The 14,530-nt window shown below is 30.8% G+C and carries 12 protein-coding genes and 3 riboswitches; of the genes, 9 read left to right on the top strand and 3 right to left on the bottom strand.

What is annotated here, in order from left to right; genetic code table 11:
* Nucleotides 1-31: 31 nt before the first annotated feature.
* The gene (gene pdxR / locus CLPUN_RS18395; RefSeq protein WP_077848696.1) at nt 32-1,525 is read right to left on the bottom strand and encodes a MocR-like pyridoxine biosynthesis transcription factor PdxR; all 1,494 of its coding nucleotides are present in this window, start codon (nt 1,523-1,525) and stop codon (nt 32-34) included.
* Nucleotides 1,526-1,729: 204 nt separating this feature from the next.
* On the opposite strand from pdxR, the gene CLPUN_RS18390 reads away from it, so the two are divergent.
* The gene (locus tag CLPUN_RS18390; RefSeq protein WP_077848695.1) at nt 1,730-2,395 is read left to right on the top strand and encodes a YczE/YyaS/YitT family protein; all 666 of its coding nucleotides are present in this window, start codon (nt 1,730-1,732) and stop codon (nt 2,393-2,395) included.
* Between the two features lie 129 nt (nt 2,396-2,524).
* Here the strand turns inward: CLPUN_RS18390 and CLPUN_RS18385 are convergent, their stop codons facing one another.
* On the bottom strand, nt 2,525-4,504 hold the full coding sequence (locus CLPUN_RS18385; RefSeq protein WP_077848694.1) for a hypothetical protein: 1,980 nt from the start codon (nt 4,502-4,504) through the stop codon (nt 2,525-2,527).
* Between the two features lie 383 nt (nt 4,505-4,887).
* Here CLPUN_RS18385 and CLPUN_RS18380 point away from each other — a divergent pair, with 383 nt between their 5' ends.
* Nucleotides 4,888-6,093, top strand: a complete 1,206-nt coding sequence (locus tag CLPUN_RS18380; RefSeq protein WP_077848693.1) for a cadherin-like beta sandwich domain-containing protein — start codon at nt 4,888-4,890, stop codon at nt 6,091-6,093.
* A gap of 448 nt (nt 6,094-6,541) precedes the next feature.
* Here the strand turns inward: CLPUN_RS18380 and CLPUN_RS18375 are convergent, their stop codons facing one another.
* Nucleotides 6,542-6,709, bottom strand: a complete 168-nt coding sequence (locus CLPUN_RS18375; protein ID WP_077848717.1) for an aspartyl-phosphate phosphatase Spo0E family protein — start codon at nt 6,707-6,709, stop codon at nt 6,542-6,544.
* A gap of 198 nt (nt 6,710-6,907) precedes the next feature.
* Between CLPUN_RS18375 and CLPUN_RS18370 the strand changes: the two genes are divergently transcribed.
* The 7 genes from CLPUN_RS18370 (at nt 6,908) to CLPUN_RS18340 (ending at nt 14,348) form a co-directional block, all read left to right on the top strand.
* The gene (locus CLPUN_RS18370; protein ID WP_242954179.1) at nt 6,908-7,255 is read left to right on the top strand and encodes a helix-turn-helix domain-containing protein; all 348 of its coding nucleotides are present in this window, start codon (nt 6,908-6,910) and stop codon (nt 7,253-7,255) included.
* 188 nt (nt 7,256-7,443) lie between these two features.
* A riboswitch (cyclic di-GMP riboswitch) is annotated at nt 7,444-7,526 on the top strand.
* 60 nt (nt 7,527-7,586) lie between these two features.
* Nucleotides 7,587-9,308, top strand: coding sequence for a methyl-accepting chemotaxis protein (locus tag CLPUN_RS18365; protein ID WP_077848692.1), 1,722 nt, complete (start codon nt 7,587-7,589; stop codon nt 9,306-9,308).
* A 115-nt stretch (nt 9,309-9,423) separates the two neighbouring features.
* Nucleotides 9,424-9,605: riboswitch (cobalamin riboswitch) on the top strand.
* A gap of 281 nt (nt 9,606-9,886) precedes the next feature.
* A complete protein-coding gene (cbiQ, locus tag CLPUN_RS18360; RefSeq protein WP_423237308.1) occupies nt 9,887-10,747 on the top strand; it encodes a cobalt ECF transporter T component CbiQ in 861 nt (286 codons plus the stop codon).
* Nucleotides 10,748-10,759: 12 nt separating this feature from the next.
* Complete coding sequence (locus CLPUN_RS18355; protein WP_077848690.1) at nt 10,760-11,587, top strand: energy-coupling factor ABC transporter ATP-binding protein; 828 nt, start codon at nt 10,760-10,762, stop codon at nt 11,585-11,587.
* Between the two features lie 44 nt (nt 11,588-11,631).
* Nucleotides 11,632-11,769, top strand: a riboswitch (cobalamin riboswitch).
* 155 nt (nt 11,770-11,924) lie between these two features.
* Nucleotides 11,925-12,677, top strand: coding sequence for an energy-coupling factor ABC transporter permease (locus CLPUN_RS18350; RefSeq protein WP_077848689.1), 753 nt, complete (start codon nt 11,925-11,927; stop codon nt 12,675-12,677).
* On the top strand, nt 12,677-13,000 hold the full coding sequence (locus CLPUN_RS18345; protein WP_077848688.1) for an energy-coupling factor ABC transporter substrate-binding protein: 324 nt from the start codon (nt 12,677-12,679) through the stop codon (nt 12,998-13,000). The genes CLPUN_RS18350 and CLPUN_RS18345 overlap by 1 nt, the downstream gene beginning before the upstream one ends.
* A gap of 589 nt (nt 13,001-13,589) precedes the next feature.
* A complete protein-coding gene (locus tag CLPUN_RS18340) occupies nt 13,590-14,348 on the top strand; it encodes a class I SAM-dependent methyltransferase (RefSeq protein ID WP_077848687.1) in 759 nt (252 codons plus the stop codon).
* Nucleotides 14,349-14,530 lie beyond the last annotated feature (182 nt).

The following is a 14,530-nucleotide window of genomic DNA, read 5'->3' as shown; positions in this document are numbered from 1 at the left end:
ATTTGTTTAAAAACAAATTTACTACAGTTTTTTAAATAATAGGTCTATAGTCATTAATGTCTTTAGCTGCACATAGAAGTTTTATGAGGTTACAAAGCTCAATTATAGTAGTTTCTATGAATTCTTCTTCTAAATATGAGAAGCATATTCGAAGATTGTTAAATTTCACTTCATTAGGATAACATATGGTTCCAGGTAAAAAAGAAATATTTTTTGTTGTAATAGAGTAAGATAATAATTTTTCAACATTAAAGTTTTTAGGAAGTGTAATCCAAATATTTATTCCACCTTCAGGTATTGTCCATTTCATACCAGAAGGCGCATGGTTTTTCAGTAAATTAATTACTTTATCCCGTCTTTTTATTAGCTGTTTATTTAGATTTTCAATATAGTATGTGATTTTATTGGATCGGATAAAGTTTATAATAGTTTTCTGGCTTAGTACAGATGTTCCAAGATCATGATTAGCTTTAGCAGCGATAAGTCGTGAGAGGATTGAACCCTCTGATATAATGGCAGCTAGTCTATAGGAAGGACCTAGGATTTTACTAAGACTTTTTATATAAATGACATGCCCGTCAGTATCCATAGATTTTATTGATTTAACCTTTTCTCTTTTATATGAAATTTCATTCCAAGGATCATCTTCTACTATAACAATATCGTTATATTTAGCTATATCTAAAAGTTCTACTTTTCGTTTAGCACTCATACTATATCCAGTTGGATTGTGAAAATTTGGAATAGTATAGATAAGCTTTGGTGAGTACTTATCACATAGGTTCATTAAAATATCAGTCCTCATACCTTCGTTGTCTATAGGCACAGTTAAAATTACTGCTCCTCTACATTTAAATAAATCTATGGCACCTGGATAGGTAGGAGTTTCCATAACTACAATATCTCCAGGTCCAATAAATGTGCTGGCTATAAGACTTATTCCTTGTTGTGAACCACTAGTTACTAAAATGTTTTCTGCTGAAGTACTTATTTGTTTAGACTTTAAGTATTGACACATTATACTTCTAAACTCATAATCACCTTGAACAGGAGGATATTCAGAAAGAAGCTTTATATCATTTTGAATTAAGCTTAAAGAATCCTTTAATATAGTTTTTGTAGGTAATAGTTTGTGATTTAATGAAGCTACGGACAAATTATGGTAATCATTGGAGTAGGATAAATTGGGATTATATCTAAATTGAGATCTGGATAAATAGTCTGGTACAGACATTTGCCACTGAAAAGTATCTTCTTCAGTAATATCATTAGATTTCCCTGTACTGTTTCTTTCATTAACATAGGTACCCTTACCTTGGATTGTGGTTACCAAGCCATTTTGCTCTAAATTATTATATGCTTTAATTATAGTCATTGGACTAATACCCAATTCTTTAGCTAGACTTCTAATAGAAGGAAGCTTTTGATCAGCCTTTATAAATCCAGACATAATTCTATCGGAAAAGTAATGAACTAGTTGTTGAGTTATAGTAATTAGACTATTCTTATCAATTTTAATATTCATAAACAAACTCTCCTAAAGTGTTATATACAGTTATAGCGATTATTATTAAAATATATATCTGTATTATATCGTAAATAAACTATTGAAGCTATTGAAACTATAATATATTCGAAAATTAACTGTTATACTTTGCATTTGACTGTTATATATGTAGCTGATTTATAATTATGAAATGAATCATGCTTAAATATAGGGGGCTATTTAATGAAAAAACATTTATTAACCTTAGGAAAATTATTTTTAGGTCTTTTTTTATATGCAGTTGGTATAGTTTTCACAATCAATGCAAATCTAGGATTATCTCCTTGGGATGTTCTACACCAAGGAATATCAACGCTTACAGGTATAACAATGGGGCAAGCTAGTATTGCAACTGGAGTGTTTATTGTAGTTCTTGATTGGGTATTAGGAGAGAAGGTTGGAGTTGGAACTATATGCAATATGCTATTTATAGGTATATTCATGGATTTATTGATGCTTAACAGCCTAGTTCCTACTTTCAATAATATAATAGCAAAAATCTTAATGATGCTTATTGGAATGTTTATTATTGGAATTGGAAGTTACTTTTATATCAGCGCAGGTATTGGTTCGGGTCCTAGAGATGGTTTGATGATAGCATTAACGAAAAGAACCGGAAAATCTGTCAGATTTATTAGAAATTCTATTGAATTTTCAGTACTAGTTTTTGGTTATTTTTTAGGGGGAACTTTGGGTATTGGGACTTTAATTATGGTATTTGGATTAGGTTATTTTATACAGTTTACATTCAAGCTATTTAGATTTGATGTAAAAAAAGTTGAACACAAATTTATAAATGATCATGTGAGGCTAATAAAAGAAATCTTATTCTCTAAGTTCATAAAATGAATGCAAATATAAAGCTATCTCAAAATTTTGAGATAGCTTTATATTTATTTATATTTAATAAAAGGTAGGAAAGAATAAAGTTATAAAAAGACTTTATATAAATTTCTGCCTAGGAATTACAGAAATTTATTAAATCCAAGCTCCATTTGCTCCTAATTTATAACCATTAATAGTTGTATTAGTAACCATAGCTCCATCTGAACCTACATAATACCAAGCTCCACTATAAGGGCTTTTTATCCATTGATTATAAGCCATAGCACCTGATGAACCTAAATAATACCAAGCTCCGCTAGAACTTTGAGCCCATTGATTAGTAACCATAGCACCTGATGCACCTAAATAATACCAAGTACCGTCAGAGCTTTGAGCCCATCTATTACTATACATAGATCCTAATGGACCACCTGAAACTGGACTCAAGTAGTACCAAGTACCATTGTCATTGTACCAACCAGTAGCTAAAATTCCATCAGCTTTGATGTAGTACCAAGTACCGTTGTCATTTACCCATTTACTAGCAGCTTTAGTACCATTTACATCATAGAATGTCCAGCCTGTTGTTTCTTGTTTCCAACCTACTGTAATTGGAGTTGGTCTTGGTTCAATGTCGTCACCATCAGTAACTGTTTGACTCTTACCTTCTTGAACAGTTGTGTAAGCATCTTCTCCATCTTCCCAAGCTATTAATGAATCCTTGTTGTATACATCAAGTCTGTTGAATGATCTATCAGTTTTATATTGAACTTTGAATTTATCATTATCAAACATTGAGATTTCTCCATCGTTGATTGCCCAAGTGTTTCCATCAACGTCAATAGATACTGCATCAAATCCTTGTTCTGAATCTATATCCATATCATCATCTTCATCTAAAGTCACGATACTCATATCGACATCTTCATATTTAGTTCCTGTTAATGCTGTAAGACTTGCATCTTTAAGCTTTGCGTTTACAACTTTACGCTTATCTTTTCCTAATTTTAATTTATACACATGCACATTATCACCAGCAGCATTTAAACGTGTTACATAAAGAACTCCATCTTTTACTGCATATTTTGAAGTTGAATCTGCTACTACTTCATATGCTACATCATTATCGTCATCTTCCTCAAATATAGTAGTTCCAGTAACACCAGTATCTAATTGCCAAGATGTAACGCTCTTTGGAATGTATGCTCCATCTTCTCTTGAACTGTCTCTTTCTTTAGAAATTTTTTGAATGAAATATTGAGGTACAGTTATTGTTGCAGCATTATCACTGAAATCAAAAGTTCCGTTTACCACTGGATAGTAAGTAACATCTACCGCTGCAAGTGCATAGATATAATTTTTATCTTGAGCTAATGGTTTAATACCTTTTAAATTAACCTTTAAAGCTTCATCTTTGTATAATTTATTGAATTGTTCTATTACTGTAGCTTTATTTTTTCTAGCATTATAAACTTTTAAGTTAGCTAAGTAAGAAGCATCAATGTATTTTCCAGATGTGTTAGTAAATCCAGTAAATGCTTTATCTCCAAAGTAAGCACCAGCACCAGTTGTTGTAACTACAGCACCATTACTATCTAATGTAGCATTTGATCCAGTTGTAATATATTGATACCAAAGTTCACCAAATTGATTTTGGAATAATCTTTCAGTACTTACTTGAGAAGATTCAAGACTTGTAGTTGCATTATATCTATCAGCTTTTTTTAAGGCTGAAGTTAATTTGGCTTTAGCTGAAGCTTCTTGATCTTCTGGAGTATCTTCATCAGCAATTTTACCAGTTGATAAATCTACCAAGTACTCATCGCTATTACCATTTTCAGTAACGTAAGCATATTTTTCTCCGTATTTAGAAGAACTAGTGTGTAATTCATAATCTTCTAAATCTTCGATAGCTTTATCTTTTTTATCTTTTCCGCCATTGTACCAGATTCCAGTATCATCATCATCAGTTCTGTAACCATAGTAAGCGTAATTACCGTTATCGAAAGCAATACCTTCTGTAACAGTACCATCTTTAGTTCCTAATTTTTCTACTGCCATAGCTGGTATTACTGACATGATTGATGCAGCAGCTACTACTAAAGCTGTGATTTTGTTTGCTCTTTTTAACATAATAATCCCCCTTGCTTTGTAAAAAAATTTAAAATGATAATATTTATTATAAAAATAAAAGTAACATTTTACTTTTTCACTATATAATACAACCTATTAATGAATATTTTGGTACCTTTTTAAAAAAAAATCGAAATTAGAATTATTATGTAATATATCGTATTTTTATTTGTACTATATTATACATAGCTAAAAGTTATATTAGGTACTTTTTATTTTGAATACTTTTTATTTAAGTTTATGTTATGTTAGGATTTCTTATATGATGATACAGAATTAAGTTCTTTTCAAAAACGCACCTAAAATAAATTGGATAATTGTATTATATAATGTCAATATAGGATAATGACCATACTAATTACATTTTATAGGAGGAAAATCATATGAACAGAAATATTAAGAAAATAATTGCAGTTGCACTTATGTTTAGTGCTTTTAATGCAGTTATACCAGCAACAGACTTCAATTTAATGACTACGAAGGCTTATGCATCAAGTGGTGAATTAACAAGTATAAAAGTAAAAACTTCAGGTGGAAGTACAATAAAAACTTATAGCGATGATGATTATAAGAGTAAAAATGAAGTAGACAATGATGAAATGAAAGATGATGAAACTTATTATGCTAAGACTTCATCAAATAAAATAAAAATAAGTACAAGTGGTGTTAGTACAAGTCATGTTAGAATATTTAAAGGAAAATCAAGCTCTACTAAAGGGGTAAAAGCAAGCAGCACTATTGAATTATCAGAAGGTTCAACAACAAATCTTACTATAAGAACATATGATGATGATCCAGGAACTGTAAAATATAGTGATGATTCTTATACTAGTCAATATACTATTAGAGTAAAATGTACTGGAAGTTCTTCAGATAGCACAGATGAAGACGAAGATGGAGATGTATATTTAAAGAGTATTACTTTAAGTGATGGAGATTTAAGTTTTTCAAAGAAGACATCTACTTATAACGTAAAGGTAGGTGAATCTGTCAGTGAAATTAAAATAACTGCAAAACCAGATTGCGATAGTGATGAGTATGATGATTATGAAGTCACAATAGATGGAACAACAGTTGATGAAGATGACAAATTTAGAAAATCAGTATCTTTAAGTAAAGGTGAAAATAAAATAAAAATAACAGTTGAAGATGATGATGATGAAATAAGAGCATATACACTAAATATTACTAGAGGTGTGACTTCTACAGATAATACAAATACTAGTAATAATGGAACAACAACAACTCCAACGGTTAAGGCTAATCAATGGGTACAAGTAAATGGATTATGGCAATATAATGATTCAACTGGAAATTCAATAAAAAATAACTGGTTCTACGATAGAAACGATGGTAAATATTATTACTTAAAAGCTGATGGAAATATAGCTACTGGTTGGTATAATAACAATGGAACTTGGTACTACTTAAATCCAGTTTCAGGCGGTCCATTAGGATCTATGTATACCAACAGATGGGCTCAAAGTTCTGATGGAACTTGGTACTATTTAGGTGCATCAGGTGCGATGGTTACTAATACAACTATTAATGGTTATAAATTAGGGGCTAATGGAGCTTGGATTAGATAATCTTGTATAAAGTAAAGATGACAAAGTAATCTATGAAAAATTTAATCTACACTGAATTAAATAAAATATAAAGAAAATTAAAAAAGAATAATACAAATACTTTATACTAACTTGAAAATAGGGGGGGAAGTTTAAAAAACTTACTAAATGAACCACGTTTAAGCCCCTAACATAATCTTAAAAATATATTTTGTAATAGCCCCGCCGTAATTTAATTGTTACGGTGGGGATTATTTTTTCTATTGCCGGTTGTTTATTAGTCTTTATGTCATCTTCGTCTATGCTTATAGTTTGGGAGAAGCTAACACAATATTTATAGTTTTCAATTATTTCATATCCCGCACTTTTTCATAGCTTGACTTCATTTTCAAAATCTTCCATATAAATATTTTCTCTATATAGTTATATAGTTTCACGAATTAAAATGCAACCATACCACCTAATTTTGTCACTTGTTTTTATTAAAACTAGGTTGTTTCTTGTATACATCAACAATAACCTTATCTAGTTTCTGACTTAATTCCAAGACTACACCACTATTTAAATTTTTATTATTGTTTATTGAAGTATGTAACAGGTGTCTCCACAGATCTATTTTATTAATTGACTCATCCATTATTTTCAAATTAACCTCCTACTATTGTTTATGTTGAATTATATGAATACATATGTGTTAATTTTTAGTATTAATTCTATAATAAGTATATATTGATTTGTAATCAACGCCATATAGTCCATTATTTTCATAAATATATGCACTATATGGCGTTGATATTTATTACGTTACAAGCTATCTTGTCTATAGGCATATTTATTGGAAGGGTGCGAAAACATTATGGATATTAAAAAAGCTGTTGGGCATAGGATAAGAGATTTACGGACCAAACGAGAATGGAGTCAAGAGGAGTTGGCATTAAGAGCCGAAATAAGTTTGTCACATATGGGACGGCTAGAGCGTGGAGAAAGAGGAGCGACTATTCATAGTTTAGAAAAAGTTATTAATGCGTTGGATATAACTTTTGTAGATTTATTTAGATTTTTAGATGAAAATAATACTGAAGTAGACACCAAAACTCTTAATGATATAATAGACAAATTAAGGAAAAAAAGTCTTAAGGATCAACAAATAATTTTAAATCTTATAGACATATTATCACCGTAGGATTAGGTTAAAGAAAGCCTTGAAATATCTTGCGGTTTTTCCTTTTTATGTATGAGTGGTAATGAGTTAAGAATCAGTAAGGAATTTAAAATTTCTTATAGCCTAATGAGGATTTGTTTACTTTTTACCGATAAGTGATATAATTAAAAAGACAAGAGAATATTATTATATTTTATAATATAATGTCGTAAAAAGTTGGAAACGAGGATGGATTCTTTTATTTGGGCACCTTAAGAATTCGGAGTTAGTGGTGCAACCTGCCAGCAATTAATAAATTAATTGTTAGTAGGTTTTTTTATTTGAATTTTTATTAAAAGTGGGAGGTAAAAAAATGGTATGGTTAAATAATTTAAAGGTAGGTAAAAAATTAACATTACTTATAGTATGCTCTTTAATAGGTTTGTTAGCAATAGGAGGGGCAGGGTATTTATTTTTATCACAATCAAGCAAAAGTTTAGATTCTATGTACAATGAAAGACTATTATCTAGTGAGTGGTTAAATGAATCTAGAGTTCATGCAAGGGCAATTTCGGCAGATATTTATAAAATTATGGTGACAAATGATAAAGATGAAAATGAAAATTTAATAAAGGACATAGATACTCGTGCAGCAGAATTTAATAATTATATGAACCAATATAAAAATTTAAAAATGGATTCTTTTGAAATAAATAAAATAAAAGAAATAGAAGAGAATTTAGCTAAATATAGAGAAACGAGAAAAACTGTTATTAGTTTAGCCAAAGAAAATAAGAATCAAGAAGCATATGAGTATTATGAAAAAAATGTTGAAGCATATTTACAAGCTTTTATGAGTGATTTGGTTGAACTTGGTGAACATAATAGACAACTTGCAGAAGAAATAAATAATAAAGACAAAGCAAATTTTAAAGTTGCAGTATTAATATTTTTAAGTATAGTGATTACAGCATCAATTTTAATAATTTTATTAGGAGTTTTAATAACAAAGCGTATTACAAAGAGACTAGATGATTTTGTAGCATTTATAGGTGCTTTAGCACAAGGAGATTTTTCATTAGAGATAAAGAAAGAAAATCTTGAAGATAAGAGTGAGTTTGGAATAGTGACGAAGGCTCTAGATACAATGACAAAGAATATTATAGGGTTACTTAAGCAATTAGGGAATACATCAGAGCAGTTAGTGTTATCTTCTGAAGAATTAACTGCAAGTGCTGAACAATCAGCAGATGCATCAAATCTTGTTGCTACAGCTGTAACTACTATGGCACATGGTGCAGATGAGCAGCTTAGCTTTACTAATGATACTACTAATGTAGTTGAAAATATATCTGAAAAAATAAATATAATATCTAAAAATACGACTTCAGTGTCAACATTAACAGACAATGCACAAACTTCAGCTAATGCTGGTGAAGAAGCTGTAGAAAAGGCAATTAGTCAAATGGAAATAATAGAAAAAAGAACAAATGAAACAGCTTCAATTATTAGTGAACTTGAAGAAAAATCAGCCAAGATTGGACATATTGTTGATACAATTGAAAGTATATCAGAGCAAACTAATTTACTTGCATTAAATGCGGCAATAGAATCTGCAAGAGCAGGAGAAGCTGGAAGAGGATTTAGTGTAGTAGCGGATGAAATTAGAAAGTTAGCAGAGCAGTCGCAAGACGCAACTAAAGAAATAGCTAAGATTATTACGGATGTTCAAACTAAAACTAACAATGCAGTTTTAGTTATGAAGGAAAATTCCAAAGAAGTTGATACAGGAGCAAAGGTTGTAGATATTGCAGGAACAAGTTTCCAAGAAATTCTTCACATGATAAAAGAAATATCTCAGCAAATTCATGAGATATCAAGTTCTATTAGCGATGTAACGACAGGAACTAAAACTTCAGTTACTTCTGTGAATAATATTCAAAGCATAAGTATGAAGATAGCTGATGAAACACAAACAATATCAGCAGCAGCAGAGGAGCAATTGGCATCAGTTGAAGAGATAGCATCATCTAGTAAGCTTTTAGCTAAAATGTCTGAAGATTTGAGAAGCATTATAACTAAATTCAAAGTATGATAACCTATAAATTATGAATATGTAAATTGATTTTTATGGTTAACAATGTTATCTTATAATAGAGTAATATGAGTAAGAAAAATAAAATTTAATAATAAAATATAGGTTTAATCAAAATTTATTGCAATTTTTTGTATTTTATGTTGATTAATTAAAAGGGAATTAGGTGAAATTCCTGAACTATCCCGTAGCTGTATTAGAGGAGTTTAAGTATATTGTGTGTCACTTGGAAACAGGGAAGGCGTACTTAAATGACGATTCTTAAGTCAGAAGACCTGCCTATATTTTGCACTATAAACTCTACGAGTGATGGAGAGGGCGTTTAAATATTTATTGATTTTATATGAGTGAATGAATATGTTTTATTATTATGTCTTTCTAACACTTTAGTTAGAAAGACTTTTATTTTATAAAAAAACTTAAGGTTATGATACAATAAATAAATGGACATTTTGTGTATACGCCCACATATAACTGAAAAATTCTAGTTCTAAATTATTTTTGAATGCTTACAAGGAGTAAAAATCCAAGGGAGATCTGATATGGAAAAAATTATTATTTTATGTATTATATTTATGATGGTTGTCATTTTCCTCAAGTGGAAACATAAAGATGGTCATAGCCATGGGGAAGAGACACATCATCATAAAATCGGACATAAACACGGCGAAGGGTCTTCAATTGATTTTTATGCTTATGCTTCTAAAATCAAACACTGGAATGCTACTTTTAAAGTATCTTTATCGGTACTGACACTGATTCTCTGCATTGTATTAGACAATATATATGTATCTGTTGTGGTTATTATTGCAATGTTCTATTTGACAGTTGTGAAAGGAAAGCTTTCATTGCATGGATATTTGTCCATACTTACGATTCCAATTGTATTTATCTTGCTTAGCACTTTTACCATTGCCATTGATTTTTCAAAGCAGCCCATTGGTCAGTATAATCTGTATCTTGGTTTTTGCTATGTGTTTACGTCACAAGCAAAGCTTAAAAATGTAACTTTTTTGCTTTTAAAAATTTTTGCTGCTATCAGTGCTCTACAGATGATGACACTGTCTACTCCATCTTCTGAAATTATATACGTGCTTCGAAAGGCACATGTACCAAAACTTATTATAGAACTAATGAGTCTTATTTACCGTTATATTTTCATTTTGATGGATGTTTATACTAAAATGAAAAACTCTGCAGAATCCCGTCAGGGGTATTGTGATTTTAAAACTTCTTGCTATACCTTTGGAAGCATTGCCAGCAATATGCTGGTTATTTCGCTTAATAAGGCAAATGCTTATTATGATGCTATGGAAGCCAGATGTTATGATGGAGATATTATATTTTTGGAGGAAGATAAAAACATAGAGCTAAAACAAATTATCATCGCAGCCGCATTCATAATTTTTTTAATTTTGATTTGGAGCTTTACAAGATAGAAAGGAACGATTATGAGAAAACCTATATTAAAAGTTGAAGATCTTCACTACATTTATGGAAATGGAAAGTCTGCATTAGATGGAGTAAATGTGGATATTTATGAAGGTGAAAAAATAGCTGTTCTTGGTTCTAACGGTTCTGGAAAATCTACATTTTTCTTGAACGTGGACGGTGTACTTACACCGGAAAAAGGGAAAATAATTTATCGCGATATAGTTATTAATAAAAAGAATTTAAAGGAACTCCGAAAAAACATTGGAATCGTATTTCAAGATGCAGACAACCAAATAATTGCATCCACAGTTAGAGGGGAAGTTGCATTTGGACCTATGAATTTAAAACTTCCTAAAGAGGAAGTTTTAAAACGAGTTGATGAAGCACTGGAATATATGAATATTTCGGAGTTAAAGGATCGCCCTCCTCACTATTTGAGTGGAGGTGAAAAGAAGCGTGTCAGTATTGCTGATATCATTGCTATGAAATCGGAAATTATAATCTTTGATGAACCTACAGCAGCACTAGATCCTTTAAATGCATTAATGTTGGAAGAAGTTTTGATTAAACTTGGAGCGGAGGGTAAGACAATGCTAATTTCCACACATGATGTAGATTTTGCATATAGATGGGCTGAAAGAGTTCTTGTGTTTTGTCAGGGAAAAATTATTGCAGATGGCACACCAATAGAAATTTTCCAAAATAAAGATATTTTAAAACAATCAAATCTTAGACAGCCCACCATGTTGGAAGTCTATGAATTGCTCATAGAAAAACATCTGCTTAAAGATACAAAGGACTATCCGAAAAACATACAGGAATTTAAGGAAATTATTCAAAATTAGGCATTTTATAGACATGGTGGAATATATATGTTATGATACTTTTGATAATTTAATATCCATTGGTGCCAGCAAATATTTGTTAAGGGCAACGGGAAATGGGTGAGAATCCCATACGGTCACGCCACTGTGAAAGGTAGAACAAGCTGCCAAGTCAGGAGACCAACCAATGTGATAAGTTGTTACATTTAGTTACGAACGATGACTGAGTGTGGTTAGTGAGAAAGTCGCTAATGTCCTGTCCTAGGACCACACACCTGATTTATATTTTGTAAATGCAGGTGATTTTTATTATCTAGTTTTTAATGACGTTCACATTAAAAACTATAGAGGAGGAAAAATGAATCAAAAAGAAAAGAAAATTGTCGCTATTGCGGCAGCATTTGCTTTAATTTTCGGAGTAGCTCCCGTAGCAAATGCAATGCACATTATGGAAGGTTATCTTCCACCAAAATTCTGCATTATGTGGGGTGTTATTTCCATTCCATTTTTAGTAGCAGGTTACTTATCTATTAAGAAGACTTTGTCCAAGCACCATAGAGTAATTACTATTCTTGCTATGGCAGGCGCATTCGTTTTCGTACTTTCATCTTTAAAGATTCCGTCAGTAACAGGAAGTTGCTCACATATGACTGGTACTGGACTTGGTGCAATTTTATTCGGACCAAGCGCAGTCAGCATACTAGGTATTATTGTATTAGTTTTCCAAGCAATTTTGCTTGCTCATGGCGGATTGACTACTCTTGGTGCCAATACTTTTTCTATGGCTATTGCAGGTCCATTCGTTTCTTATGGAATTTATAAATTATGCAACAAGCTGAAAGTCAATAAACATGTAGGTATTTTCTTGGCAGCATCAATTGGTGACCTATTCACTTATTGTATAACTAGTGTTCAACTTGCACTTGCATATCCATCTGAAACCGGTGGTATCCTTGCATCAGCAGTAAAGTTCCTTGGAGTATTTGCACCAACACAGGTTCCATTAGCAATTATTGAGGGTATTCTGACGGTTGTAATCATTATTGGTCTTGAAACATATGCAAAATCTGAATTGAAAGAGGTTGGATTCATGAATGGAGGCGAAAATTAATGACAAAAACGAAAAAAAAAGTTTTAATTTTATTAATTATTGCTACATTGATTGCTGTTATACCATTATTAACATTAAAGGGAGCTGAATTTGGTGGTTCCGATGATGCAGGAAGCAAAGTAGTTGCTGAAATTACAGGTACAGAGTATGAACCTTGGTTTACGCCTGTTATGGAAAATTGGATTGGTGGAGAGTTACCAGGCGAGATTGAAAGTTTACTTTTTTGTTTACAAACAGGTATTGGAGTTGGCGTTATTGCCTTCTTCATGGGAAGATTCGTAGAGAGAAACAAAATAGAAAATCATAAGAATAAAAGCAAATAGTATTTTTTCTCATTATTTAAATATAAAGAAAAGTAATACTGCAAAAGTAGTACCTAATCATAGGATTGCCCAGTGCATCCTTGAGGTTTTTTATTGACTAAGTTTTGTTAGTATTTTATATATATGTTGCAATTAAATTTCTACATATAAATCATTTGCATATGATTTATAATTACAAGTTTTTTGATGTAGATTTATTATTGCAACATATGTACATTAAATATTAGGTGCATAATGTGTTATAATAATACAATTTTGCAAAATATTTTTAATTTTTCGTTGGTTTAATATTGATATTTATGGAATATTGTGCTATCATCTATATTGAAACTATGATTTTGCAATAAAATCATGTTACCATATACCACAAACTAACTTTATTGTATAAACTTGATTTTAAGATATATACAATAATGAGAATATTAAGCACGAATGCTTAAACTTTTAATAAAGAGATATAATACGTTAGAAAAATAGAAATAATGAAAAAATGAGAATGTAACCACGAAGGTTATCTGTAAACAGAAATGATTATGGGTAGTTGTCGTGTTTTTTTTATTCAAAGGTTTCTAAAAAAGGAGAATAAATAATGACTGAATTATTAGATAAAGTTGAAAATTATTGGGATAAGCGTTCAGAAGGATATTGCCAAGTGAATCTAGAAGAGCTAAATAGCTTCAAAAAAGCTGAATGGATAGATATGATTAATGAATATGCACCAAAAATCACTGGAAGAAAAATGAAGGTACTTGATATTGGAACTGGACCAGGTTTTCTTGCTATCATCATGGCAAGCTGTGGATATGATGTTACAGCTGTAGACTATACTGAAGCAATGCTGCAAAAAGCTAAAAATAATGCGAAAAGTTTAAATTTAGGGATACAGTTTCAGAGGATGGATGCTCATAAATTAAATTTTGCTGATGACACTTTTGATTTGATAATTACTAGAAATCTAACATGGAATCTAGAAAAACCTCAAGAGGCGTATAAAGATTGGTATCGTGTGTTGACATCAGGAGGGATTTTACTAAATTTTGATGCTAATTGGTACCACCATTTATTTTATCCTGAAAAAAGAAAAGGTTATGAGCAAGACAGAGCAAATGCTAAAGCAAAAAAAATTAAGGATCATTACATAACAACAAATACTGTTGCAATGGAAGAGATTGCACGAAGTTTGCCTTTAAGTAAAATTTACAGACCTAAGTGGGATATTGGGGTATTGAGTGAAATTGGTTTTAAAAGGATTTTTACACAAAATGATATTGGAAGTCGAGTTTGGAATGAAGAGGAAAAGGTCAATTATGGCTCCACACCTATGTTTATGATTGGAGCAGAAAAGTAGATTACTAGCTTGAAGTGATTTATTAGAAAAGCGAAAAAAGACAGTATCCTTGATAGAGACTAACTATATGAAGTCAATATAAGTTAATAAAAAAATCATATTTTTTAGTCAATAAAAAAGTGCATGACAAATAAAGCAACTATGTTGCTTGGAAATTTAAGGAATTACATTTGTGGAACAAA

It is taken from the genome of Clostridium puniceum (assembly GCF_002006345.1).
Lineage (GTDB): Bacteria > Bacillota > Clostridia > Clostridiales > Clostridiaceae > Clostridium > Clostridium puniceum.
The sequence above is the reverse complement of the archived record's forward strand: the minus strand, read 5'-3'. Positions and strand labels throughout refer to the sequence as shown.

What these genes read in the sequence shown, in the direction of transcription:
- CLPUN_RS18365 (WP_077848692.1), top strand. Translation starts at nt 7,587, where the DNA reads ATGGTATGGTTAAATAATTTAAAGGTAGGTAAAAAATTAACATTACTT.
- CLPUN_RS18380 (WP_077848693.1), top strand. Translation starts at nt 4,888, where the DNA reads ATGAACAGAAATATTAAGAAAATAATTGCAGTTGCACTTATGTTTAGT.
- CLPUN_RS18350 (WP_077848689.1), top strand. Translation starts at nt 11,925, where the DNA reads ATGAATCAAAAAGAAAAGAAAATTGTCGCTATTGCGGCAGCATTTGCT.
- CLPUN_RS18390 (WP_077848695.1), top strand. Translation starts at nt 1,730, where the DNA reads ATGAAAAAACATTTATTAACCTTAGGAAAATTATTTTTAGGTCTTTTT.
- pdxR (WP_077848696.1), bottom strand. Translation starts at nt 1,525, where the DNA reads ATGAATATTAAAATTGATAAGAATAGTCTAATTACTATAACTCAACAA.
- CLPUN_RS18355 (WP_077848690.1), top strand. Translation starts at nt 10,760, where the DNA reads ATGAGAAAACCTATATTAAAAGTTGAAGATCTTCACTACATTTATGGA.
- CLPUN_RS18385 (WP_077848694.1), bottom strand. Translation starts at nt 4,504, where the DNA reads ATGTTAAAAAGAGCAAACAAAATCACAGCTTTAGTAGTAGCTGCTGCA.
- CLPUN_RS18340 (WP_077848687.1), top strand. Translation starts at nt 13,590, where the DNA reads ATGACTGAATTATTAGATAAAGTTGAAAATTATTGGGATAAGCGTTCA.
- cbiQ (WP_423237308.1), top strand. Translation starts at nt 9,887, where the DNA reads ATGGTTGTCATTTTCCTCAAGTGGAAACATAAAGATGGTCATAGCCAT.
- CLPUN_RS18345 (WP_077848688.1), top strand. Translation starts at nt 12,677, where the DNA reads ATGACAAAAACGAAAAAAAAAGTTTTAATTTTATTAATTATTGCTACA.
- CLPUN_RS18375 (WP_077848717.1), bottom strand. Translation starts at nt 6,709, where the DNA reads ATGGATGAGTCAATTAATAAAATAGATCTGTGGAGACACCTGTTACAT.